This window comes from Streptococcus sp. SV2 (assembly GCF_030440175.1).
GTDB lineage: Bacteria > Bacillota > Bacilli > Lactobacillales > Streptococcaceae > Streptococcus > Streptococcus raffinosi.
Window position 1 is genome coordinate 181711 of the sequence record NZ_JAQFJQ010000002.1, and the last position, 24523, is coordinate 206233.

19 protein-coding genes are annotated in these 24523 nt (G+C 40.8%); 6 read left to right on the top strand and 13 right to left on the bottom strand.

The genetic code is table 11. From position 1 onward, the window contains the following. Positions 1-54: 54 nt before the first annotated feature. Positions 55-1605, top strand: a complete 1551-nt coding sequence (locus PCY14_RS02100; RefSeq protein WP_301363098.1) for an ABC transporter substrate-binding protein/permease — start codon at positions 55-57, stop codon at positions 1603-1605. Further along, positions 1605-2345 carry an amino acid ABC transporter ATP-binding protein gene (locus tag PCY14_RS02105; protein WP_301363099.1) on the top strand — a complete coding sequence of 247 codons (741 nt, stop codon included), beginning with the start codon at positions 1605-1607 and terminating at the stop codon, positions 2343-2345. The genes PCY14_RS02100 and PCY14_RS02105 overlap by 1 nt, the downstream gene beginning before the upstream one ends. A gap of 90 nt (positions 2346-2435) precedes the next feature. On the opposite strand, the gene PCY14_RS02110 is transcribed toward PCY14_RS02105, so the two are convergent. Then, positions 2436-5003 (bottom strand): SEC10/PgrA surface exclusion domain-containing protein, encoded by a 2568-nt coding sequence (locus PCY14_RS02110; RefSeq protein ID WP_301363100.1) that lies wholly within the window; start codon positions 5001-5003, stop codon positions 2436-2438. 298 nt (positions 5004-5301) lie between these two features. Here PCY14_RS02110 and PCY14_RS02115 point away from each other — a divergent pair, with 298 nt between their 5' ends. Then, positions 5302-5892 (top strand): VanZ family protein, encoded by a 591-nt coding sequence (locus PCY14_RS02115; RefSeq protein WP_021151361.1) that lies wholly within the window; start codon positions 5302-5304, stop codon positions 5890-5892. 449 nt (positions 5893-6341) lie between these two features. Here the strand turns inward: PCY14_RS02115 and rpsO are convergent, their stop codons facing one another. Together rpsO and PCY14_RS02125 are read right to left on the bottom strand one after the other, a co-directional pair. Further along, positions 6342-6611: a 30S ribosomal protein S15 gene (rpsO, locus tag PCY14_RS02120; protein ID WP_008535715.1), complete on the bottom strand. Its 270-nt coding sequence runs from the start codon at positions 6609-6611 to the stop codon at positions 6342-6344. Between the two features lie 149 nt (positions 6612-6760). After that, positions 6761-7918, bottom strand: a complete 1158-nt coding sequence (locus PCY14_RS02125; RefSeq protein WP_021151360.1) for an MFS transporter — start codon at positions 7916-7918, stop codon at positions 6761-6763. A 106-nt stretch (positions 7919-8024) separates the two neighbouring features. Here PCY14_RS02125 and PCY14_RS02130 point away from each other — a divergent pair, with 106 nt between their 5' ends. Next, entirely contained in the window at positions 8025-8663 is a 639-nt protein-coding gene (locus PCY14_RS02130) for a Crp/Fnr family transcriptional regulator (protein WP_021144913.1), read from the top strand. A 93-nt stretch (positions 8664-8756) separates the two neighbouring features. Continuing rightward, positions 8757-9371, top strand: coding sequence for a peptide deformylase (def, locus tag PCY14_RS02135; protein WP_021144912.1), 615 nt, complete (start codon positions 8757-8759; stop codon positions 9369-9371). Between the two features lie 118 nt (positions 9372-9489). Here the strand turns inward: def and ilvA are convergent, their stop codons facing one another. The 4 genes from ilvA to PCY14_RS02155 form a co-directional block, all read right to left on the bottom strand. Continuing rightward, positions 9490-10740: a threonine ammonia-lyase IlvA gene (ilvA, locus tag PCY14_RS02140; RefSeq protein ID WP_008535698.1), complete on the bottom strand. Its 1251-nt coding sequence runs from the start codon at positions 10738-10740 to the stop codon at positions 9490-9492. Positions 10741-10849: 109 nt separating this feature from the next. Then, positions 10850-14410: a glycoside hydrolase family 66 protein gene (locus PCY14_RS02145; RefSeq protein WP_301363102.1), complete on the bottom strand. Its 3561-nt coding sequence runs from the start codon at positions 14408-14410 to the stop codon at positions 10850-10852. A gap of 391 nt (positions 14411-14801) precedes the next feature. Continuing rightward, positions 14802-15245: a D-aminoacyl-tRNA deacylase gene (gene dtd / locus PCY14_RS02150; protein ID WP_021144910.1), complete on the bottom strand. Its 444-nt coding sequence runs from the start codon at positions 15243-15245 to the stop codon at positions 14802-14804. Positions 15246-15257: 12 nt separating this feature from the next. Beyond that, positions 15258-17477 carry a bifunctional (p)ppGpp synthetase/guanosine-3',5'-bis(diphosphate) 3'-pyrophosphohydrolase gene (locus PCY14_RS02155; RefSeq protein ID WP_008535695.1) on the bottom strand — a complete coding sequence of 740 codons (2220 nt, stop codon included), beginning with the start codon at positions 17475-17477 and terminating at the stop codon, positions 15258-15260. A 169-nt stretch (positions 17478-17646) separates the two neighbouring features. On the opposite strand from PCY14_RS02155, the gene nrdI reads away from it, so the two are divergent. Continuing rightward, on the top strand, positions 17647-18111 hold the full coding sequence (gene nrdI / locus PCY14_RS02160; RefSeq protein ID WP_021144909.1) for a class Ib ribonucleoside-diphosphate reductase assembly flavoprotein NrdI: 465 nt from the start codon (positions 17647-17649) through the stop codon (positions 18109-18111). Positions 18112-18146: 35 nt separating this feature from the next. On the opposite strand, the gene PCY14_RS02165 is transcribed toward nrdI, so the two are convergent. The 6 genes from PCY14_RS02165 to PCY14_RS02190 all read right to left on the bottom strand — a co-directional run bounded on the left by PCY14_RS02165 (position 18147) and on the right by PCY14_RS02190 (position 24420). Further along, positions 18147-20687 (bottom strand): bifunctional 2',3'-cyclic-nucleotide 2'-phosphodiesterase/3'-nucleotidase, encoded by a 2541-nt coding sequence (locus tag PCY14_RS02165; protein WP_021144908.1) that lies wholly within the window; start codon positions 20685-20687, stop codon positions 18147-18149. 165 nt (positions 20688-20852) lie between these two features. Next, positions 20853-21596, bottom strand: coding sequence for a 16S rRNA (uracil(1498)-N(3))-methyltransferase (locus PCY14_RS02170; protein WP_293930895.1), 744 nt, complete (start codon positions 21594-21596; stop codon positions 20853-20855). Then, the gene (gene prmA, locus PCY14_RS02175; protein WP_021144905.1) at positions 21597-22550 is read right to left on the bottom strand and encodes a 50S ribosomal protein L11 methyltransferase; all 954 of its coding nucleotides are present in this window, start codon (positions 22548-22550) and stop codon (positions 21597-21599) included. It abuts the gene before it with no gap. Then, positions 22529-22996, bottom strand: coding sequence for an NUDIX hydrolase (locus PCY14_RS02180; RefSeq protein WP_301363103.1), 468 nt, complete (start codon positions 22994-22996; stop codon positions 22529-22531). Before PCY14_RS02180 ends, prmA begins: the two co-directional genes overlap by 22 nt. A gap of 256 nt (positions 22997-23252) precedes the next feature. After that, the gene (locus PCY14_RS02185) at positions 23253-23639 is read right to left on the bottom strand and encodes a hypothetical protein (RefSeq protein WP_042766874.1); all 387 of its coding nucleotides are present in this window, start codon (positions 23637-23639) and stop codon (positions 23253-23255) included. Positions 23640-23655: 16 nt separating this feature from the next. Then, positions 23656-24420 (bottom strand): hypothetical protein, encoded by a 765-nt coding sequence (locus tag PCY14_RS02190; protein WP_293937198.1) that lies wholly within the window; start codon positions 24418-24420, stop codon positions 23656-23658. Positions 24421-24523 lie beyond the last annotated feature (103 nt).

Here is a 24523-nt window from a genome sequence, read left to right on the forward strand (position 1 = left end):
CTAATTTCCTGTAAAATAGTAAGGAATGACATTTTTATAGGAGACATTGTTTCAATGAAAAAAATTATTGTAGCCTGCTTTGCAGCACTTCTTCTCATTTTTGGTGGGGTATCAAGCGCTCAAGCAGACGAGTATCTCCGTGTCGGGATGGAGGCTGCCTACGCACCTTTTAACTGGACACAGGACGATAACTCAAATGGAGCTGTTCCAATTGAAGGAACAAAACAGTATGCCAACGGTTATGACGTGCAAATCGCTAAAAAAATCGCTGAAGCTCAAGGTAAGAAACCTTTAGTCGTCAAAACAGCATGGACCGGTCTCATCCCTGCCCTCACATCTAGTAAGATTGATATGATTGTTGCAGGTATGAGTACAACTGCTGAACGCCGTAAAGAAATCAACTTCTCAGATAGCTACTATACGAGTGAACCTGTAGTTGTGGTCGATGCAAAAGGTAAGTATGCCAATGCAAAAACGATTGACGATTTCAAGGGGGCCAAGATTACTGCCCAACAGGGAAACTACTTGGTAGACCTAATCACACAAATTCCAAATGTTGATAAACAAACACCCATGAGTGACTTTGGTGCCATGCGTCAAGCGCTATCTTCTGGCATTATTGATGGGTATATCTCTGAGAGACCTGAAGCACTTACAGCTGAGGCAGCTAGCTCAACTTATAAGATGATAGCTCTCAAAAAAGGTGACGGATTCAAGGTCTCTAACGACGACATTTCGATTGCCGTTGGTCTTCGTAAGGACGATACAGAAACACTCACTCAAGTTAATAAGGTCCTTGCCACTATTAGTCAAGATGACCGAGCTAAACTCATGAACCACATCATTAGTATTCAGCCTGCTGAAAAACATGATGAAACAAAGAAGACTGGCTTCTTTAGCCAAATGGCAACTATTCTAAGTAAAAACTGGCCACAATTCTTACGTGGTACAGGAATTACCCTTCTTATCTCAATTATCGGTACAGTTGTGGGTACTTTCATCGGTCTTATGATCGGTGTTTACCGCACAGCTCCAAAGGCTGCGAATAAATTGGTGGCCTTGCTCCAAAAACTCTTCGGTTGGGTTCTTAATGTCTATATCGAAGTTTTCCGTGGTACGCCAATGATTGTACAATCTATGGTTATCTACTACGGTACTGCCCAAGCCTTTGGTATCAATATTGACCGTACCCTAGCCGCTGTTATTATCGTTTCTATTAATACCGGTGCCTACATGAGTGAAATCGTTCGTGGTGGTATCTTCGCAGTAGACAAGGGACAATTCGAAGCCGCAACTGCTCTTGGTTTCTCTCACGGTCAAACCATGCGTAAGATTGTTCTTCCACAGGTTATCCGTAACATCTTGCCAGCCACTGGTAATGAATTCGTTATCAACATCAAGGATACTTCTGTTTTGAACGTTATCTCCGTTGTCGAACTTTACTTCGCTGGTAATACTGTGGCAACACAAACTTACCAATACTTCCAAACATTCTTTGTTATCGCAGCCATCTACTTTGTCCTTACCTTTACAGTGACACGTATCTTACGTTACGTAGAACGCCGCTTTGACCAAGATACATACACACAAGGAGGGGCTCACTAATGACTGATACGATTTTAGAAATCAAAAACCTCAAAAAATCATACGGACAAAATGAAGTCCTCAAAGATATCTCCCTCAGTGTTAAAGAAGGGGAAGTTATCTCAATTATTGGTTCGTCAGGTTCAGGTAAATCAACCTTCCTTCGCTCCATTAACTTGCTTGAATCACCTTCAGGCGGTGAGATTCTCTTCCATGGAAAAAATGTTCTTGAAAAGGGCTATAATCTTACTGCTTATCGTGAAAAACTAGGAATGGTGTTCCAATCCTTCAACCTCTTTGAAAACCTCAACGTTTTAGAAAATGCCATCGTGGCTCAAACAACTGTTCTCAAACGTGATCGCAAAGAAGCTGAAAGCATCGCCAAGGCAAACTTGGAGAAAGTTGGCATGGGTGAACAATACTGGAAAGCTAAACCAAAACAACTTTCAGGGGGACAAAAACAGCGTGTTGCTATCGCTCGCGCCCTCTCTGTAAATCCAGAAGCCATCCTATTTGACGAACCTACCTCAGCCCTAGACCCAGAAATGGTTGGGGAAGTTCTCAAGACCATGCAGGAACTGTCTCAAACTGGTTTAACCATGATTATCGTAACCCATGAAATGGAGTTCGCACGTGACGTTTCAGACCGTGTCATTTTCATGGATCAGGGTGTTATCGCTGAACAAGGGAGTCCAGAACAACTCTTTGAAAATCCTAAAGAAGAACGTACCAAGGAATTCCTCAAACGTTTCTTGGGTTAAAAACGAAAAAGTTAAGGTTTCGACCTTAACTTTTTTTAGATTCTCAAATATATAAAAAAAAAACGGCAGATGCCGTTTTTTTGTCTATGATTAGTTACGACGTGTACGTCTGTCAACAAAACCAAGGAAGGCCAAGATGGTCATAAAGAAACCTACAAGGCTAAATCCTGCTGCAGCTGACTCACCTGTTGCTGGCAAGCTATCTGCTTCTTGTACAGGAGCTTGTTTCTCAGCTTTGGTTTGAACATAACTTACAGGAATTTGATCTACTGTTTGAGCTGCCTTTTCTTGTGTTGTGAAAGCGACAACCTTACCATCTGCATCATAAACAGGTACTGGTGTAAGACCTTTAGATGTGACGTCCGCAAACTCTTTAGCCAATTCTGTTTGACGTTCTTTGTCCGCCTTAGCTTTCATATAGTTATCAAAGACAGTTTGAAGAGTCGTATAGTCGCTTGTTAATTTATCACGTTTAGCTGACAATTCAACAAGTTTCGCACGCTCAGCTGAAAGATCACCTTTCGCCGCAGTCAATTTATCGAAGGCTGTTGCACGTTCTGCCTTAGCCTTAGCTAGATTACCTGAAGCATTCGTAAGGGCTGCTACACGGTTCTTAGCAGCTGTCAAAGCTTGGTTTGCTTGTGTCAAGGCTGCTTGTTTCTTAGCAGTGTCTTGTTTAGCAGCGTTATAAGCATTTGTCAAACGTTGCAAGGTCGCAGAGCTTGTTGCAAGATTAGCTTTAGCTGTTTGAAGCTCAGCTTGTTTTTCATCAAGAGCTGCTTGAGCTTTGCTGAGAGCTGCTGCTTTTTCTTGTGCGTTAGCATTAAGGTTGGCAACAGTAGCGTTAGCCTTTTCCAATTCTGATTTGGCTGTTGCAAGGGCTGCTTGTTTTTCAGAAAGGTTAGTCTGAGCTGCTGCTAACTTACTTGCTGAAGCTTTAAGAGCAGAAAGTTCTGATTGTGTATTATTAAGTTTAAGAGTTGCAGACTCAGAGGCTGCTTTCTTGCTTGCTAAATCACTTTGTGCTTGATCATTAGCTTGTTTAGCAGCTTCATATGCTTGCTTAGCAGCTGTTTGGTTTGAGCTTGGAGCTGGTTGAGATTGGTTAGTCTCATATGGATTAGGAATCTTAGTCGTATCAAAGTCACTATCAGGACCAGTAGAGTTTTTATTCACATTGTTAACGTGAACGTTAAAGGCACCTGCAACGACACTGACATCTGTACCAAGGTAAGTTTCGCCTCCATCTGCTAAAAGCCCTGCAATAGAACGAGCGTGGTTCCACTCTCTACCATTAAACATGAAGTCAAGCATAGCTTCAAATACATATTTCTTAAGGTCATTAAGAGTGAACGGACCTGTCAAACCTTGCCATGTGTTGAGGTTTTCACCAATACTTACACTATGGAAAGACTTACCAGCACGGTCAAGAGCTGCACCATCATGTTGGTTATTACGGATAGATTCCCAACCCCAGTTGTCAGCAACATAACCATCTGTAACACGGTCTGCTGCCAAAACACTACCTTTTGATACAGATGTTTGAGTTGTACCAAAGGCTGTACGGATTTGGTTAACCAAACTTGAAGCGTACAATGACAAATCTGTAATTTGAGCTTCACTAAGATTGTTCAAATCACTGATTGTCACATTTTTATCTGCTTCATTATCTTGGTAGCTATTGTTACTACGATCACGTTTGTTAACGTTCTTCAAAGTCTGTTCAGCTTGTGCTTTTTCTGCTGCTGTAGCTGTTTTTGACTCATATGTCTTAAGAGCATTGACATACTCTGACGATACTGTGAATCTTTGGCGAGCATTGGCTGTAGTAGCTGTTGAAGCTTCTGCTTTTTTCTTAGCTGCTTCAGCGGCTGCAAGGGCGGCTGCTTTTTCATTGGCTACTGTTTGAGCATTTTCATAAGCTGCTTTAGCTTGGTTAGCTGCATTTTGATCTGCAGTCAATTGCCCTTCTTTAGCTGCAATAGCAGTTGCCTTTTCTTTATCAGCTGCCTGAGCGGCTGCCAATTCTTCTTGTGCTTTTTTCTCAGCTACCGTTGCTGCATCAAATACAGTCTGTGCTTTAGCCTGATTAGAGGCTGCATCAGCAGCACTAGAACCATTAAGAGCAGCTTTAGCGGCATCAACTGATTTTTGAGCATTGGCAACTTCTGTTGCTTTAGCATTGACCTTAGCTTGGTCTGCATTTACCGCAGCTTGTTGCTTGTCTGCTGCAGCTTTAGCAGATTTTTCTGCTGATTGAGCACTAGAAACTGCTGACTTAGCGTCATTGGCTGCTTTTTCAGCTGTAGTTACTTGACCTTGAGCAGCTGCAATAGCTTCTGGACTTGCCTCATTGGCTGCTGTTTGCGCCTGTTGCAAGTTGGCATCTGCTGTCGCTAGGTTTGCTTGCGCCTGGTTAACAGTCGCTTCGTTATTAGCAACTACTGATGCTTGTTGTGATACTGCTTGATTAGCAGTGTTAGCTTGTTCTCTAGCCGTTTCGACTTGGGCTTGAGTTGGGACAGCTTGTGTAGCTGTCGATGATACTGATGCTGTTGTTGAGGCTTGATCGTTTGTCGTTACCTCATCAGCTTTAGCAACTGTGGCAGAAACCGCAAGAGCTGCAATTCCGGCTGTCGCCAAAACCTTTTTATTCATAAGACGAACTCCTTTTTATGTTAAAAATTCACTACTATATAATAACATTTTAATAATATTGAAACAAGATGTTGACTCCTAATTTTTAAAATTTAATTGTTTTATAAGCTTTCACAGCTTGTTTACAAAAAATATTAAATTGTTAGTCAAAAGTAGAAATGCTGTTTCAAAGTCCTTTTTTAGTCTTTGAATTTGCCTTATCCATTTATTTTACCAAATTTTCGTTACAGTTTCTTAACTTTCTTTAAACGATTTTTTGATATAATGTGTACTCATCACATGCAAAAGGAGGCTTACGATGGCAAAAGGATTAAAATCATTGGGTGACATCTTACTCGGAATCGTTTCATTCGGCTTATCTTACTGGTTTTACAGAGGCCATCTCGAACAGTACGTTCATTACATCGCCCATTATGGCTTCTATTTTCAAGTTCTACTTAACATTGTAATCATCGTTTTGCTGAGTTATGTCATCTACGCCTTCTTGAAACTCCTCCTGACTAGAAAACTTAAAAAGCAGACTTTATTCTTACTCTATCTGATTTACTTTATAGCCCTCTTTTATCTGCTTTTTTTGAAAAATATCGGCCTACAAGGCCTCTCGCTTAACCCCCTTTCTTTCGCCCGAGAACTGTACTGGGGAAGCCACTTTGTTCCCATCATGAACCTACTAATGTTTATTCCTCTAGGGCTCCTCTTCCCTTCACGGTTAAGTAACCTACTGCTTTGCCTTATTGCCCTATTTTCTATCGAATCCATTCAATACTTTGGGCATATGGGAATATTTGATTTAGGAGATATTGTCTTAAATATGTTAGGTATTCTTATTGGAAATGCCATTCATCAACTTCCTCAATTTCAAACACTCATCAAAAAAATCTTAACATAGAAGATGCCTCCAGACCTAAAATCTGGAGGTCATTTTTGTTTTATGTTTAAGTCATTGTTACTAATTGTAAACGACATTTTGAGAGGAATACACCCTCCCCTGAACTCGGGCTAAAATCCTAGTGAAAAAGAAAAGCTACCCTATAACAGAGTAACTTAACTTTTTTGTATTCAATCGAACACGGCCTAAGCACTTGGCAAAAAAGATAAAATTTCCTAGAAACTGAGGTTTCTTCGTCAATTTTCCTATTTTTGCTTTGTGCTTTTGACGGCCTTTGTATCTTGAATTAAACATAAACCAAAAGACAAAAATAACAGCCCTCTGAGTCTAGAGAGCTGTTTTGAACTCGGGCTAAAATCCTAGTGAAAAAGATGAAACTCCTTGTGTTCCTTGAACACGACGTCGTTTCCCTATTTTCATACGGATTTTCTACGCCCTTAGTATCGTTATTAACGACGGAGTCCGAGTGAGCTGATCAACTCACGGTAACGGTTAACGTCTGTGCGGCGAAGGTATGCCAACAAGTTACGACGGTGACCGATTTTTTTCATCAAACCACGGTAAGTAGCGTGGTCTTTTTTGTGTTGTTTGATGTGGTCGTTAAGGTGGTTGATTTCCCAAGTAAGTACAGCAACTTGAACCTCTACTGAACCAGTGTCACCTTCGTGACGTGCGTATTGTGCAATGATTTCATTTTTTTTCTCTTTTGAGATTGCCATGTTTTTTCTCCTTTTTTTGCTCCATCCGAGTCTTAGGATTGGCTCTCCTAAAACCAAGAAAGAGTTGGTTTGTCTTTACGACCTCTCTATTTTAGCTTATCTACTAATCTTTGTCAATCGTAAGATTCCCTGTTTAAGACTTTCATGGCCTAGGCTTTTTTGACCATTTTTGAATTCAGAAGGAATCCTAGGAAAAGTAGAAAACTGACCACAGCATAAGCTAGGAAAATCCAACTAAAACTTGGAGAGACCAGTGCCAACAATTTTAAAACATAAGGAGATACGGCTGAGCCTAAGTTGCATCCTAGGAGAACATAAGCCGTCGCCTTATTCAGCAAATTTCTAGTAACACGTTCAGAAAGACGGTTAAAGATAATGGTCAAAACAATATTGTAAAAGAAACCAACACCAACAGAAAACAGAATCAATATCAGCAAGTTGTTAGCTAGGGATATTCCAAGTAGGCAAGTAGATAGGCAAAACAGCGCCATTGGCAAGAGACGGTGCTTAATGTGACCGATTAGTGAGGCAAAACTAAGTCCAGCTACAATCCCAATTCCCTGCTCCAAACTAAGGACCAGAGCTGATTGACCACTTGCAATGGTCTTACCATCAATTTGAAACAGGGGCACGCGCAAACTAATCGATGAATTAATGCAAATCACAAAGCCTGCTAAGAGGGCCATACCTAAAATCATAGCCAAATCTTTTTTATCCAGACCTTGTTTACTTTTTTGTGCCTCTTTCTTCTCTGTCTGCTCCATTGGTGGTACAAAGAGGAGGTACATGGCTAGGATGATAAAACCAAAACCATAGATAAGAAAAGCAAGTGTCCAATGAATTTTCAGTAATTGTCCAACCAAAAGGGAACACGATGCCCCACCAATCAATTCCACGGAACCTCGAATCCCAAGCATCTGAACCCTCTCTTTGCCCTGATAACGCTGACTAATGATAGAAATAGCCTTGGCATTGATTAAACCGATACCCATTCCAAAAATAAGACGTGACAGTAAAACAAGTGGATACAATTGAACAAAGAAGGGGAAGATTCCAGCACTACTTAGTAAGATTAAACCTGTCATAATCAATTGTCTGTCATTTAACCATTTGTCAACCAAAGGGTTAAGTAAGAGCATAGCCACTACAGAAAATGAAGGAACAGACACTAAAAGCTCGACTTGAGAAGCAGTATAGGTTGGACTATAGTAGTCCAACATAGGTGGTAGAGCGGTTGAAATCGAGAAGGCCGAAATCAAAAGCAAAGATAGCCCAAGCAGGCTTATTTTTTCTAAAATTTTTGTCATAATATCGGGATAAGATCATCCTTTCTTTACTTGTCTGATAGTTATTTTTTCATTATAATCTAAGAAGAGCTAAAAAAATAGGACCTAGGTCCTAAAAAGGAGACATATGCCTAATCCCACTACAAGACCTCAGCTTGACCAGGTCTTTCCTGCAGCCTACCTTAATCAATTACAAAAGGTCACCTTTCAGAAAGGCGACTACATATGCACACAAGGGCAAGCTATCACTGAGCTAACCTACATTTTATCAGGTAGAGTAAAAATTGTTCGCTCCCTATCCAATGGTAAAGAACATATCCTAGAAATGCTTCACCAACCACAGCTACTGGGAGACGTTGAACTCATGACTAATCAATTAGCGGGTTCCTCAGTCATTGCCCTCGAAGACGTTCAGGCAGTTCAACTGCCATTAAATGATAAAGAATCGCTCCTCGAAGACCCAGTTTTTCTCTATCAAATTGGACGTAACCTAGCAATGGCACTACATAAGCAAGGTATTACTGCCTCAAGAAATGTTAGCTACCCTGTCAGGGAGCGTTTGGCTACCCACATCTTGAGTATTGAGGAAGAGGGTAACTTCCAACTGTCGCCATCTATTTTAGCAGCCAGTTTTGGGACTAGCTACCGCCATGTCCAAAGAGTCATCAAACAGTTTATCGACCAAGGAATCATTGAAAAGGTAGCCTTTAAGACCTATGGTATCTTACAGCGACAGACCTTGGAAACACTAGCTTTTATTGATTAGAAAAAGCTTTCGCTGAACCCTTGATGGTTTAATTTTCACCCCTTTTGTGCTATAGTTATAAACAAGTAAATCAAAGAAAATAGAGGTAAATAAATGGACGCTCAAACTAAAATTATCCGCGCCAGCCATATGATTGATATGAATGATATCATTCGTGAAGGTAACCCAACCTTGCGTGCTGTCGCTGAAGACGTAACCCTTCCACTTTCAGATGAAGATATTATCCTGGGTGAAAAAATGATGCAATTTCTTCGTAATTCACAGGATCCTATCATTGCTGAAAAAATGGGGCTTCGTGGAGGTGTCGGTCTAGCAGCCCCACAATTAGATATTTCAAAACGTATTATCGCCGTTCTCGTTCCAAATCCTGAAGACGCTGAAGGCAATCCACCAAAAGAGGCCTACAGCCTTCAAGAGATTATGTACAACCCTAAAGTCGTTGCCCATTCTGTTCAGGATGCTGCCCTAGGTGAGGGAGAAGGATGCCTTTCAGTAGACCGTGATGTCCCTGGCTATGTTGTTCGCCACGCACGTGTAACCGTTGAATACTTCAACAAAGAAGGTGAAAAGAAACGCATCAAATTCCGTGGCTACAATTCAATCGTTGTCCAACACGAAATTGACCATACTAACGGTATCATGTTCTACGACCATATTAACAAAGACAATCCATTCGCCATCAAAGATGGACTCTTAATTATCGAATAACGACAATAGCCCTCAGTAGAAATACTGAGGGTTTTTGATTGGAAACAAGATTTTTTTCTATTTACAAATAGAAAAAACCAACTTTCGTCGGTTCTTTTCTCCTTAGGTAAACCTGTCCTCAGACAAGCATATTGTAAAGTGTTTCATTACCGTGAAGATTAATGTAACTTGGGTCAAAGTCCGAAAGACGTTCAAGCAAGCCGTCATAATCATTCTTATCACTAAGAGCCACGCCAATAAGAACTGGACCTTTGCCTTTATTGGCACGTTTGATGTACTCAAAACGAGTGATGTCGTCATTTGGTCCCAAGATATCATTTACAAATTCACGAAGGGCACCTGGACGTTGTGGGAAATTAACCACAAAATAGTGCTTGATGCCATTATAAATAAGGGCACGTTCTTCCATCTCTGGCATACGGTTGATGTCATTGTTACCTCCTGAGATGATACAAACGATGGTTTTTCCCTTAATCTCATCTTTAATCACTTCAAGGGCCGCTACAGAAGCTGCACCTGCAGGTTCTGCAATGGTACCAACTTTAGAGTACATATCAATTAAGGTTTCTGAAATCAGCCCTTCATCAACACCCAAGAGGCGATCCACATGTTTACGAGCCACCTCGTAAGTTTTGGTTCCCACCTTTTGGACAGCAATCCCATCCGCAAATTTATCGATTTCTTCGAGTTTTACAGGATAGCCACGGTCAAAAGCTGCTCTCATGCTACGAGCGCCACTAGCTTCAACACCGATAACCTCCATAGATGGTGCCACATCTTTGATATAAGTAGAAACACCAGAGATGAGACCACCACCACCTACTGGAACCAAGATACTATCAAAGGAAACACCCTCCTCTTGAGCCTGCTCATAAATTTCATAAGCAACTGTTCCTTGACCCGCTTGGACATTATAATCGTCGAATGGAGCAATGAAAGTCATGCCTTCAGACTTGGTATATTCCTGTGCTGCTTGGGCAGAAGCATCAAAGGTATCTCCCACCAATTTGATTGTTACAAACTTGCCACCAAAGAAACGGACTTGACCAATTTTTTGGTGAGGCGTTGTCACTGGCATAAAGATGGTTGCCGGAATCTTCATCTCATTACAAGTATAAGCAACCCCTTGAGCATGGTTGCCGGCTGAAGCACAAACCACACCACGTGCCTTATCCTCATCGCTTAACTGATGGATGGCATAGTAGGCTCCACGCAATTTGAAAGAGCGCACCTTTTGCATGTTTTCTTTTTTAATATAGATGGTTGCTCCGTATTTTTCAGACAAATAGCGATCAAAATCTAGTGGTGTACGTTCCACTACGTTTTTTAAGACTTCGTTAGCCTTTACGATATCATTTGCAGTAATCATTGGCTCTCCTTTGACACAATATTCAAACTATTTCTATTGTATCACAATTTTCAGAAAAATAGCAGTCTACCCAAAGAAAACTCCTTGTTGGCACAAAGAGTTTTACCTATTATTTGTTATCTTTTTTTGACATCAAGAAATTACGAAGGGCTGCCAGTGCGGCTGCACCTGCTAGAACAATGGCTGTAAGGATAGCCACAGCATGTTCCCCCCACTTATGAGATTTTGCTGTTTTGACAATTGTCTCTTTGAGACCTTCTGTCGTTCCTTTGTCACCTTTTTGTGTTGTGGTTTTATTGGCAACATTAAGATTTTGACTACCACTGTAGGTGTTATCTGATGAGGCTGTGTTAGCAACTTCTTGAAGGGTCCCATGAGTGTAACGAACATTTGTCGTGATGCTATCAATCATCTCAACAATATTTCTAATTGTCCTTGCATCATATAAACCACCCTCAGTATCCTTTAAAATAGATACTGCTAATTTTTCAATAGAAGCTTCTGAAGATGCTGCTACCATAGAATGAACTTCTGAGCTTGCTGTTTCTGAATATCTTGCATAATTGCTAAAGAGCGACGCTGCTTCTGTGATTGTTTCTGAAGTACTTGGCAAGGATTCCGATACACGTGGAGAATCAGGGAATCTATTCCAACTATTGATGTTTTCTGATAGTCCACCAAGGATGACTTCCTCTGATGTACTGACTGTTTCTGATGTCTCCGAAGTCGCTTCTGAAGGGCTCACTTGACTCTCTGATTCTGTCAATGAAAGGACTGGTTCAGCAACTACATGTGATTCCGAAACGACTGTTGTCGTTGCAATGGCCGACTCTGAGACCATGGCACTGCTTGCAGGCTCTGATTCAGATATTGAAGATGCTGAAGCCCTTGTGCTGACTGAGGTTGCTGATGATACCGTTGCACTTTCTAAAATGTCTGATGATGCTTCTGAAGTCGCTAAGCTTAGGGCCTCCGAAGCTAGTGTATTTACTGAAGCTGATTCTAGCGCTCCTTGACCAGAGTTAGATACCAGGTCTCCATCTTTCTCATCAAATGGTGCTTCTGATTCCATAGATACTGGGATAGCTGCTGATTTTATGAGTGTATCAACTGATGGTGCTGGTTGCATTGTTTCATCTGGTTGAACATGTTCAACAATCGGTTTCACATCTGTAGAAACTTCTGAACCTTTGTTTACTGTTGTATTTTCGGATTTAGCTGTTTCTGAACTTGCTTCAGCTGTTACGGTATTATCTGCTTTCTTACCAGCTTGGTTAGTAACTGGTTTTAAGACAACTGGTGCTATCGGTGTTGCTCTTGTGTCTTCCTTGATGTAAAGCATGTTCCAGAGAGTCAACTTAGGAACTGAAATGACAAGGACTGGTTGACCATTGTCATCTGTTTCAAGGCTTGCTTGTGCCTTCTTCATGCTTGAAGTTGCCCAATCATCTGGTGATGTCACATAGACTTGATTGGCAATCTTAGCGGCTTCTTGAGCTGTTTTACCTGCTATGCTAAGACGAACTGTGAGATTTTCTTGTGCATCCGGTGTTTTATTATCCGCATACCCCTCTTCATTATGCCAGCCCGCATTGATACCCATCATGTTAATCATTTGAACAGTTGAGAAACCTTTTCCTGATTTAGCAAATGTCCAAACTTGATTTCCTGTCACACCTAGCGCATCTTTAGAAAGGATTTCACCAGCAACATTCTTGGTAGACACAGCTTGAATGCTGTTAGTCACACCCTCGCCACGAAGAAGGTTTTCATAAGCAGTAATAAACTGTTGGTAATTGTAAAGCTTACGAATAGCATCCTTAGCCACACTCAGGTATTGAGTTGGGTAATAAGCACTTTGAAGTACGTTTAGAGCTGCATTAGCATTGGCAAGGGCTGCAATGGACATGTGGTAACCACCAGTTGCAGCTACTGTCGCATCTACCAGAAGGGTCGCATCGGTCTGCAATGGCTGACCAGCCAGGGCATCTTTACCAGCACCGTTAGTTGCTTTTCCGCCAGGAACAGTATAATCAATACCTGGTTCTTCCATGTAGGCACCGACGATAAGTGATTTACCAGTTTTATTGCGGACCATATCAATGCGTGCTTTCAAATCCCCATAGGCAACTTGCATACGTCCTGGAAGCACTGAACCACCGTTTGTCCAGAGCTCATTATAAACAACATCTTGACGTACCTTGGCTAATTTATCATCATTACCGCCATTGACATCATTGATTGTGATGTAATAGTTCTCACCAATAAGGGCTTTCATGGCATTAATAAATGATGCATATGAATCAGACATCATGTGTGAGTCAGCTTCGTCTGTGCTGTGACGGTGCTCATAATCTGTCACACGGTTGTCACCAATTGTATCACCTTGCCAACCATCAAATCCCATACGGTCCATAGCTGATTTCATGACACCTGCAATGTATTTTTGCCAATCAGGATTAGCTGGATCATAGTAAACTTGAGTTGGGTTGTTACCGATAGTATAAGTCATCGGCTCACCCTTCTTACCAAAGCTGTCATAAAAATTATAAACCAAAGCAGCGAGCGGAAGGGCTGGATTCTTTGGATTTGAATCTGCTGAAATCATGTTATAGAGCATGGCAACAGCGCCAGACTTATGTACTTGATTCACCAATTCTTTAACGGCCTTAGTGTCAACCTGGGTGTGACTCCAGGTATTCCATTTTTGAACAAAGCTATCAACACCCTTTGGGAAAGGATTGGTAGCTTCACTATAAGCATCGTAGAAGAAATATGAGTTAATATTCATAGACTTCATAAGCTCAAGCTCTTTACGGTAGGCCTTAAAATTTTTGACAAGGATACTATTTTGATCAGTCGGTGAACCTGCTACAATACCGTAACGTGGGAAGACTGTCCAATCATCTTCAACAGATAAGCCAACACGTTTACTTGTCAAGGCTTTACCCAATTTGTCGTTGACACTAATTGTCACCAAGTAACCTGTGTTGTTTGTCAACCATTCTGACGCAACAGTCAAATTTGAAACCTTAACCGAAGCCCCCGCTGCCAGTGTCACATCAACATTATTTTGACCGATGATTTCTGAAGCCTGTTGAAGGGTCAAGTTGACAGTCAAAGTTTGAGTTTCTGCTGTTGGGTTAGATACAACAACAGAGTAGTTAACATCACCATCAGCCTTACTATAGGCTGCTTTTGTTGTTTCTGGATCTGTCAAGTAAGCATCGCCATTCAAGTTTTGTTCTGTCACTTCAGTAACTGGTGTTACTTGGGCTGTTGAATGACGTCCTGCTTCCGTAGCATTATCAGATGATGATGTGATGGTTTCCACAGCAGCTGACTCAGGAGCTATCGCTTCACTAGCTACAAGAGTTTCTGAGCTAGCGCTCTCTGTTGGTACCGCTTGGGAAAATACTGTGGTAGCAGTCGCAGTTGTTGCCGTATCTGTCGTAACAGCTGCAGACGATGGACTTATTTCTGTTGTTGCAACTGGAGCAACCACCTCAGTTGGTACCACGACCAAGTTATCTGCCTTGCTGGTAATGACGGGGTTGGTTGCTTCGGAACTGACAACGTTATCTGCCTTGGCTACTTGACTAATTCCCAAGACACCACCAGCTACAAACAAACCTGATAATAATTTAGTTGACGATACTTTCTTTGACATCTATCTCTATCCTTCTACAAAATCTTTATCACCTCGGCGTTTCAAATTATCACTATTTTATTTGCATGCAGTAAACTCGAGTTGTTTTTAGTTTCATAAAAACCGCTTGGTGTTTCTTATGAAATTAATGTTAACTTAATCTTTTTTGTAAAACAAGGGAATTTCCGGTAATCCTCTTAAACGGTAACTTTTTCATCATGAATGGTCAGATTTTTTTAGAAATTCTAGAGCAACGTTTTTTAATGTCATTAAATATTCTTTATTTTTATCTCTCCAAAATGACAAAGATAATTCATAAATGCTGAAGATTCAGTCTAGCAACTTATAATGTCTTGAAGGTCATCTAGAGTAGCAAAAAACCACTTCCCATACAAGGTGGGAAATGGTTTGCTTATCTATTTTTGGTATCTAAAATGATGGTCACAGGCCCATCATTAACTAGACTAACCTGCATATCTGCACCAAAGCATCCTCGTTCTACAGGAACATGGGTTGACAAGGATTGATTGAAATCGTCATAGAGTTGGCTAGCCATATCTGGCTTTGCAGCTCCTGTAAAGGCTGGTCGGTTCCCTTTTTTCGTATCCGCAAAAAGCGTAAACTGAGAAATCGACAAAATCTGGCCACTAACATCCTTAACAGAGAGATTCATCTTGCCAGCTTCGTCTGAAAAAATACGCATATTGACAATCTTACGCACCGCATAATCCAAATCCTCTCTGGTGTCCTCTGGACCCACTCCGACCAAGAGTAAGAGACCCTGATTAATAGCACCAACTGTATGATCCTCAATAGCTACGGAGGCCTTTTGAACGCGCTGAATCACAATCTTCATAGCAAGAGCTCCTTAACCATTGGTACGTTTAACACTGTAAACATCTGGAATAATTTTAATTTTATCCACAAGACCAGTCAATTCAATGAGGTTGGCAATTTCAAAACTAACATGAATATTGGCAAACTTCATGTCCTTAGTTGGTTGCGCATTGACCGTCGCAATACTCTTAGTCGTATTTGACAAGATTTGAAGAACATCATTCAACAGACCTGAACGGTTAAGACCATAGATGTCAATCTCAGCCAAATAAGATTTATTAGCATTACGCTCATCCCACTCTACTTCGATTAACCGTTGTTCATAACCTTCCTGACTCTTGATATTATGGCAGTCTGAACGGTGAATGGCGATACCACGTCCTTTAGTGATGTAACCTTCAATTTCGTCTCCAGGCACTGGGTTACAGCACTTGGCAATACGCATGAGGAGACCTGAGGCACCTTGGATGATAACCCCATTTTCACTCTTGACCTTAAGAACCTCTTTCTTCTCAGTCTTGACTTCGCCACCCTTCATTAGCTCTTCAGCTTCAGCCTTAGCCTTAGCACGCTCTTCTTCACGACGTTCTTTTTCCGTCAAACGATTGAAGACAGCAGCAGCACTGATTTCACCAAAACCAACGGCCGCATAGAGAGCCTCCTCACTGCGTACGCTCATACGAGGAAGAATTTCCTCTATATGCTTCTTGTCCAGATATTTATTGGCAATGTAGCCCTGCTCTTGGAAGTAGCCAACCAAAAGCTCACGCCCCTTGGTGATAGAAGCTTCTTTGTCTTGATTTTTAAAGAATTGACGAATCTTATTTCTGGCCTTGGTGGTCTTAACCATCTTAATCCAGTCACGGCTAGGACCAAAAGAATTAGCATTGGTGACAATCTCAACCACGTCACCTGTCTTGAGCTTAGCAGTCAAAGGAACCATACGACCATTGACTTTAGCACCTGTAGCCTTTTCACCGACTTGGGTATGGATGGCATAGGCAAAGTCAATAGGCCCCGAATCTTTAGGCAATTCCTGAACAGCTCCATTTGGTGTAAAGACGTAGATACGTTCTGAGAAGATATCCTCTTTAACAGAGTCCACAAATCCCATAGCATCGCCATTTGAAGCATCTTGGAGTTCCACGAGATCTTTAATCCAGTTCATTCCCAATGCAGACTCTTTCGAATCTACCTTGCCCTTGATACCTTTCTTGTAAGCCCAGTGAGCTGCAACCCCGTATTCGGCAACTTGGTGCATTTCCTTAGTACGGATTTGAATTTCAATAGGCCCTTTTGGCCCATAAACCGTTGTATGGATAGACTGGTAACCGTTGGATTTAGGATTGGCAATATAGTCTTTGAAGCGACCAGGCATGGGGCGCCAAAGCTCGTGGATGTAGCCCAACATGGCATAAACATCACTGTGCGTCTCCATGACACAGCGAATGGCAATCAAATCATAAATTTGATCGAAGCGCTTCTTCTTATCACGCATCTTACGATAAATTGAGTAGATGTGTTTGGGGCGGCCATAAATGTCTCCGACAAGTCCCTGTTCAGAAGTATAGGTCTTGATTTTAGCGACAATATCATCCACAAGTTCCTCACGTTCACGGCGTTTTTCCTTCATCATATGGGAAATTTTGTAGAATTCCACCTCGTTAAGGTAACGGAAGGCCATATCTTCCAGTTCCCATTTGATACGACTGATACCCAAACGGTGAGCCAAGGGAGCATAGATTTCCATTGTTTCACGAGAAATACGCTCTTGCTTGTCCTTACGAAGATGCTTAAGGGTACGCATATTATGCAAACGGTCTGCTAATTTAACCAAGATAACACGAATATCCTTAGACATGGCCATAAGCATCTTACGGTGATTTTCAGCTAGTTGCTCTTCGTGTGACTTGTACTCGACCTTACCAAGCTTGGTAACACCATCTACGATATTTCGTACATCAAGGCCAAAATCTGCTTCCAAATCATCTAGCGTCTTTTCGGTGTCTTCAACGACATCATGCAAGAAACCACAGGCCACTGTCACTGCATCAAGGTGGAGATCTGCCAAGATACCTGCCACTTGAATAGGGTGGATAATATAAGGTTCTCCTGACTGACGAAATTGCCCATTATGAGCCTCCGTCGCATAATGCCAGGCTTTTTCCACTAATTTTAAATCATCTGCTGACATGTAAGCCGAGCAAATGTCTAAAATTTCTTCGCCTGTTATATTTTTATCTTTAGCCATGATTTCTTCCTTCGCTACTTTTTAATTATCCTTTATTTTATCACTTTTACAAGTAAAGAAAAAGAGCTAGATAGGCAATTCTTAGTCAGAAGGAGGCAACTTGAAAAACACAATATCTTGTGTTAGAATGATTGAGCAAACACAAGATATAGATAGAAAGAGGACACTTATGTCTCAACTTACCCTCGTGTATATTAGTCTTAGTGGCAATACCCAAAGCTTTGTCAAACGGATGTCTGATTATTTATCCCTAAAACACGGAATTGCCTGTCGCCAAATCAATATTAAAGAACTCAATCATGAAACCTTCCAAGTGGACGAACCCTTTGTTGCTCTATTGCCAACCTACCTTGAAGGAGGCAATGGCATCGACAATGGAGATGTCGAAATCCTAACTAATCCACTGGGAGACTTTATCGCAGCCCATGATAACTACAAACGTTGCTTTGGTATCATCGGTTCTGGTAACCGCAACTTCAACAATCAATACTGCCTAACTGCTAAGCAATATAGTAAACGTTTTGGTTTCCCTATGTTAGGGGACTTCGAGCTTCGTGGTACACAGTCTGATATCGAACGTCTGGCACCCATTATCCTAGAAGCACAAAAGAACTTTAAACAACTATCAAACTAAAGCCAAAAAGCCCTGATAGGGGCTTTTTATCTTGCTTAATTTTTCTCTTGCTTTTTGATTCCAAAGAATCCAGCCAAGGTCAAAAGAACCATTCCAGCTAAAGTTGCTGACACAGATTCGTCTGAATTCGTGTTTGGCAAGCTCTTGGCTGAGCTTGAAGGTTGAGTTTCTTGCACTTGAGCTTGAGGTAAGATAACGACTTGAGCGTTTGATAACTGGATAGCTGAAGCAGGTTTAGCCATGCTAGCAACTGCAGTAGCATTTGGTTTTACATGCTTAGTGTGGTCTGCCATCTCAACATCTTTTGGTGACTTCTCAGATTCTTTCTTAGTCGTATCCTCAACTTGATTTGCCTTTTCCTTAACAACCAAACGGTACTCTGCAAATCCTGCCTGTGTTGATGGTCCTACATAACTAATGGCATCCTGACCAGCAAGATGAGCACGCGCATTGTCAGAAGAGGCAAAACGGATGTCTGCATTGGTAATATTAGGAACGAAACTCCAATTTCCATCGGCACTTGGATTGATCGTTTTCTCGCTGACGATATAGTCAATGATGGCCTGACGATTTTCAAGATTGAGGAGACGTTTTTCTGCAGCATCCTTAACACCAGGGAAATTACCAGTCGCACGGTAGTTATTAGTCACCACAAGGAAAGTCTGATTCAAATCAATGGGTTTACCTTGATAAGCCAAGTCACGAACACGACTAGCGTCTGGGTTAACCAACTTACCTTCACGATCATATTTGTTAGGTTGTGTCAAATCAAACTTGTAAGTCAACCCATCAATCACATCGTAATTATATGAGCGATAACTACTGTTAATAAGTTGTTGTGGTTCTTTGCTGTTAGGATCAATTTGATTGAACTGTCCCGCAGACATTTCCAACCATTCTTTGATTTGTGCTCCAGTCACTTTGAGTAGGGCTGTAACATTATCGTAGAGGTAGAGGTCTGCGACATTCTTAATGGCCAATGGCCCCGCTGGAATATCAGTATAGTAGGTCGCATCACCACGAGTTCCTGCCTTGAAAGGTGCTGCAGCTGAAAGGAGTGGAAGATTCTCATCTGCTGTTCCGGCTACTTGTTTCTTAACATACCATAGTTGTGCATTATTAACGATCTGAATAGATGGATCATCCTGAACCTGAGCAAAGTAGCTAGTGATTGGTGCAGTGGTCTCACCAACTTCCTTACGGACATAGTTGATTGTCCCATTATGGTCATGAGCAGCCATGTCAATTAAGTCCTTGTCCGCAACATCTGACTTAGTGTCAATCTTTTCAAGCTTGGCCTTACTGTTGACAACTTTCCATTTACCATTCGTATAAGTCAACTTGACATCCATGATTCCGAGATGATCTCCGAACTTACCAGCCATAACCACAGGTTTTCCATTGATGAGACCATTAACATCATCTACACCAGGATATTTAGCATAAAAACTTGTGCCATCTCCATTTGGAAAATCTGCATGAGAATGCCCTGTCGCAACAGCATCAACGCCTTCAATACCAGCAATTTGGTAACCTTCATTTTCCTCGTTCTTAGTGTATTCATTGTCACCAATACCAGAGTGAGCTGCGACCAGAATATAGTCAGCTCCTGCAGCTTTCATTTGAGGAACAATTGTCTTAACAGCCTCCATTGGATCATCAACGGTTACCTTACCTTCAAGATTGGCCTTATCCCAAACCAAAATCTGTGTTGGAAGGACACCCGTAATACCGATTTTTAGTGTTACCTGTTTGCCGTCCATATCAGTAAAGGTCTTGTTAACAATCTTATAAGGATTGTAATAGTAGTCACCTGTCTTAGCATCACGCACATTTGCATTGATAATATTAATCTTAGCAGTCTTAACCATACGGTTCAAAAATTCGAGGCCATAGTTAAACTCGTGATTTCCAAGCGTTTCGGCATCATACCCAAGCATCTCAAAGGCCTTATACATAGGGTGAGTCTCACCTTGGGCAACAGGATCAATCAAAGCCTTATAAGTTCCAAAAGGAGTTCCCTGAATCGTATCCCCACTGTCCACCAAGACCGTATTGGGATTGGTTTCACGGGCTTTTTTGATAAGAACAGCAGTTTTAGACAGACCAACTGTTTGAGACGGCTTATCTTGATAATAATCATAGTTAACCAAGTTGGTATGAAGGTCTGTTGTTGACAAAATCTGCATATCAACGGTTTGCCCCTCATGAGCAGGCTCTGTAACAGGTTCGGCCTGTACTGGTACTGCTGGTGTCACCTGGTTAGCATTGGTCAAAACAGCACTGGCTTCTTGATTTGCTTGGGACGTTGAAGTATTAGATGATGGCTCTGCAGACGCATTTGCCGCTACTGGTGTTGGGGTAGCAGATACAGTCTCTGCTCCTCCTTGAACAGCTGTCTCCGAAGTTCCTTGTCCTGATACAACAGAAGTCCCGCTATCTGTCACACTTTCAGTTGAAGTAGTTGCTACTGATGTATTTGCTTCATCAGCATGCCCTAGGACTTGTGGCACAGTCAAGAGGGCAAAAAGGCCCAAAACCACAGCGGATTGAGTCACATAACGATTCGTTTTCATTAAAAATCTTCCCCTTTTATAAAGATAATACAATTATATTAAACCTAAATAAGATTATCAACCTTTTTAGAAATTACAAAGTCTATGTCAAAATGAACAGCCGGGAGTATGTCTCAGCTTAAAAGTGTCAAATACAAAAAAAGTTGGAACAAGGCCAACTTTCTCTTATTGATTCAATTCTAAAGCGTAACTCACACTGCTCAAAGTATAGAGAGGAGCTGTTTCCGTCCGCATAATACGTGGTCCAAGGCCAATCTTAACGCCACCAGCATCTTCAAAGGCGTCAATCTCAGACGGAGAAATACCACCTTCTGGTCCAAAGATAAAGAGGAGCTTCTGTCCATGTTCCACCTGAGCCAATTCACGAGCTAGAGTAGCCAACTCGCCAGCTTTAGCGGTTTCCTCATAGGCGATAAAAATCTTATCAAAATTAGCTAATTCTGATAGAAATTCCCCCTTTTTCTCGAACAACCTGACCTCAGGAACACGATTACGTTTGGATTGTTCTGCAGCTCCTAGAGCAATCTTGGCAAGCTTATCTTCCTTCTTGGCAAGCTTCTTACCATCCCACTTAACCACAGACCAGTCCGCAGGGAAAGCCCAGATAGCCTGTGCTCCAAGCTCCGTTGCCTTTTGTGTCACCAGCTCTAGCTTATCTCCCTTTGGAAAACCAGAGGCAATGGTCACTGAAACAGGCATCTCAACATTATCAGCTAAGTCTTCAATCACTTCAAAGACATGATTCTCACGGTCAGTCACACGTGCAAGATGCTTGATACCGTCTTCAAAAACTAAGACAACCTGATCATCCTCTGTTAAACGCATAACGTTAAACATATGCTTCACAGCATCCTTGTCTTTGATGATTACTGGATTTTCAACCTGCCCCTTTATAAAATACTGTTGCATTTAGCCTCCAATCACACCTGAAATATCATCTGTCTTCTTGAAGACACAGGCATTCCACTCTCCCTGAACCATGTGAGTTTCTAGGAAGAAACCAGCTTTCTCGGCCGATTCACGTACCATATCCCATTTTTCAGAGATAATTCCTGACATAATCAAGTAACCTTCATCCTTAACCAAACGGTAGGCATCTTCCGTCAGGTGGATGAGAATATCCGCCAAAATATTAGCCACGATAACATCAGCTTCTTGCGTCACGCCCTTTAAAAGATCTCCCGCAGCAACATGGATATTTTCCATACCAGGATTCATGTCGATATTTTCCTGTGCCACTCGAACCGCTACGTCGTCAAGGTCATAGGCGTAGATCTCCTTAGCACCAAGAAGAGAGCTAGCAATCGAGAGGACACCCGATCCAGTTCCCACATCAATCACCGTCTCACCACCACGGAGCACCTGTTCAAGTGCAAAAAGACTCATCTTAGTCGTTGGGTGTGTTCCTGTTCCAAAGGCCATGCCAGGATCTAGTTTGATGATTTTTTCGCCTACTAATGCCTCATAGTCTGTCCATGACGGCACGATTGTCAGGTCATGGGTAATGCGAGCTGGTTCATAGTATTTTTTCCAATTCTCAGCCCAATCCTCTTCAACCAACTCTTGAGTAGCCAAGTGAATATCTCCCGTTTCAAGACCAAAATCCGTTAACTCAGCCAAACGCTCATTAACTTGCTTGGTAATGGCCTCGATATCTGCTGATTCCGGATAATAAGCTGTAATTTTAACCGTCTCAACCTGCTCAACCTCAGGATAAAGTTCCCCAAAACGGTCCGCATTTTCCAAATAATCTGCACTATCATCAATAGCCACACCTTGGCTCCCAGACTCAATTAAAATATTAGAAGCTGCCTCTTCGACCTCACGATTAACCTCAATCGTTAGTTCTTGCCATTTGTCCATATATTATTTTCTTCCTTTTCTGATAAATAATCTTTAAATCGTTCTTGCAACTGTGGAATGATTCCTTCTGCTTTTATAAAGTCCTCTATAGGCATCAATTTAAATTCTTGGCCTTCATCTCCAAAATAAATCTCCTGATACTGCCCCTGACTGATTTGAGCAACCACAAAAACAGCTGACCTGTCTTTATCCAACATACTAGGATAGATTCTCGACCAGATAATTGATTCCTCTTTCAGAACCAATCCAAGTTCCTCCCAGACTTCACGTCGAAGACACTCAAGAGGCGTTTCCAGGCCTTCTCTTCCACCACCAGTCAATTCCCACATATTGGGCCAAGGAATAGCTGGTTTATTATCTCTGAGAATAACCAAAATACTTTGCTCTACGAGTAAGGCAGCCTTAACACCTGTAAAATCGAACTGATCTTTTAAATAAGCATACATCCCTTTTCGCTCCCTTTAATACCTTGGATAAGCAAAAAATTCCTTCTCTTCAAAGACTTATTCTTAAACGTACTTCCCTCATTTTCAAAGTCATACTTTGTAAAAATAAATGACATAACATTTTTTAAATTTTTCTTTAGCCTATCAGAATATCTAATCAATTATGACTAACTTTAACATTGATATTTTACACATTTATAAATCACATATTTAACATATCATGTAAGTATGTTTTAAGTGCAATTAAATCGACTACTTATGAATCCATAGATAACACGATTAAACTGCCTGCAATTAAAATAGTTAAAAAAGTAGTGACAATTGGATCCCAAAATATACCCCAAAAAATAATTAAGAATACAATATAAATCAAAGAGGCTATATATTTTCGTTCTTTAATCCCCCAAAAAATAAGAAATAAAAGGGATATTGCCCAAAATAATCCTAAAAATAAATGAAAATAATACCCATCTACTTGCACAATTTTAAACGCTTCACGAAGCGCTCCTAGTCTTTGTTGCTTTATACTAATAATTTCTGGGCTATGCTTAAATTTATTTATCCACCAAGACATGACAATCTCAATTATACATATCATTCCTAATTTCACTGGATTTTCCACATAATCTTTAAAGTAGTTCATAAATTCACCATCATTTCTATTTTAAAAGTAATCCTAAGAGAAAAGCAACGATTGCCCATATAAGTGATAGTTTGGGAGCTTCAATACTTTTATTTGTTCCAACTAACCATTTATAAATTGTCTCAAAAGTATCATATACTATAAGTGATACTACAAAAACTGTGACCAATAGAAGGACCAAAAAACAAGTATTCTCTAATACACTCTGCCCTATCTTCAGAATATAGGAGCTACTATTATCCAAATTAATAAATGAATCTTTGTCTTTCCAAAAGAATGTCAAATCAGCAACTAGTATAATGAACATTAATATAACATTCTTTTTTTTCTTTGGAATAAGAAACAAAAGAAATAGAATACAAAAGATTGTAATCATCAATGGTAAATTCATAAAATTATCAGTCAGAGAGGCGTGATTAATTTCTATATGAGATAGATAAGAAATGTTAGCCTTCAACCAACTTAAAGTGAAATAATTGACCATCCCCATAATTGCAAATATTCCAAGTATTTTTACCCTATTTGTCTTTAAAAATTTTACTAAACATACATATAATTGCCCAAGAAAGTCATTTAATTGGGTTGCCTTTGGTTTAGTTTCTTTTACTGAGAAAATTTTTCCTAAACGCTTGTCCATCTCCTGTGACAAGGTTACATGCTTCTTAAGTAATTTTTTGTGTGCACTCTCATAGTCTTTTGCAAATATAGAATACGTAGCTATCTTTTTTATATCTATAGCTACAACTTTTTTCTTATCTTTCTGATAATAAATTCTTTTCATGTGTTCCTTGTTTATCTATTCATTGAAATGTATTTTATTCGAATCGAAAAACATATGTAAAGTAGCAATATATGTTCAACTTAGATTTCAGTACTAGAATTAT

Excerpts from the sequence above, each read along its gene's own strand:
- PCY14_RS02100 (WP_301363098.1), top strand. The coding sequence starts at position 55 with ATGAAAAAAATTATTGTAGCCTGCTTTGCAGCACTTCTTCTCATTTTT.
- PCY14_RS02105 (WP_301363099.1), top strand. The coding sequence starts at position 1,605 with ATGACTGATACGATTTTAGAAATCAAAAACCTCAAAAAATCATACGGA.
- PCY14_RS02110 (WP_301363100.1), bottom strand. The coding sequence starts at position 5,003 with ATGAATAAAAAGGTTTTGGCGACAGCCGGAATTGCAGCTCTTGCGGTT.
- PCY14_RS02115 (WP_021151361.1), top strand. The coding sequence starts at position 5,302 with ATGGCAAAAGGATTAAAATCATTGGGTGACATCTTACTCGGAATCGTT.
- rpsO (WP_008535715.1), bottom strand. The coding sequence starts at position 6,611 with ATGGCAATCTCAAAAGAGAAAAAAAATGAAATCATTGCACAATACGCA.
- PCY14_RS02125 (WP_021151360.1), bottom strand. The coding sequence starts at position 7,918 with ATGACAAAAATTTTAGAAAAAATAAGCCTGCTTGGGCTATCTTTGCTT.
- PCY14_RS02130 (WP_021144913.1), top strand. The coding sequence starts at position 8,025 with ATGCCTAATCCCACTACAAGACCTCAGCTTGACCAGGTCTTTCCTGCA.
- def (WP_021144912.1), top strand. The coding sequence starts at position 8,757 with ATGGACGCTCAAACTAAAATTATCCGCGCCAGCCATATGATTGATATG.
- ilvA (WP_008535698.1), bottom strand. The coding sequence starts at position 10,740 with ATGATTACTGCAAATGATATCGTAAAGGCTAACGAAGTCTTAAAAAAC.
- PCY14_RS02145 (WP_301363102.1), bottom strand. The coding sequence starts at position 14,410 with ATGTCAAAGAAAGTATCGTCAACTAAATTATTATCAGGTTTGTTTGTA.
- dtd (WP_021144910.1), bottom strand. The coding sequence starts at position 15,245 with ATGAAGATTGTGATTCAGCGCGTTCAAAAGGCCTCCGTAGCTATTGAG.
- PCY14_RS02155 (WP_008535695.1), bottom strand. The coding sequence starts at position 17,477 with ATGGCTAAAGATAAAAATATAACAGGCGAAGAAATTTTAGACATTTGC.
- nrdI (WP_021144909.1), top strand. The coding sequence starts at position 17,647 with ATGTCTCAACTTACCCTCGTGTATATTAGTCTTAGTGGCAATACCCAA.
- PCY14_RS02165 (WP_021144908.1), bottom strand. The coding sequence starts at position 20,687 with ATGAAAACGAATCGTTATGTGACTCAATCCGCTGTGGTTTTGGGCCTT.
- PCY14_RS02170 (WP_293930895.1), bottom strand. The coding sequence starts at position 21,596 with ATGCAACAGTATTTTATAAAGGGGCAGGTTGAAAATCCAGTAATCATC.
- prmA (WP_021144905.1), bottom strand. The coding sequence starts at position 22,550 with ATGGACAAATGGCAAGAACTAACGATTGAGGTTAATCGTGAGGTCGAA.
- PCY14_RS02180 (WP_301363103.1), bottom strand. The coding sequence starts at position 22,996 with ATGTATGCTTATTTAAAAGATCAGTTCGATTTTACAGGTGTTAAGGCT.
- PCY14_RS02185 (WP_042766874.1), bottom strand. The coding sequence starts at position 23,639 with ATGAACTACTTTAAAGATTATGTGGAAAATCCAGTGAAATTAGGAATG.
- PCY14_RS02190 (WP_293937198.1), bottom strand. The coding sequence starts at position 24,420 with ATGAAAAGAATTTATTATCAGAAAGATAAGAAAAAAGTTGTAGCTATA.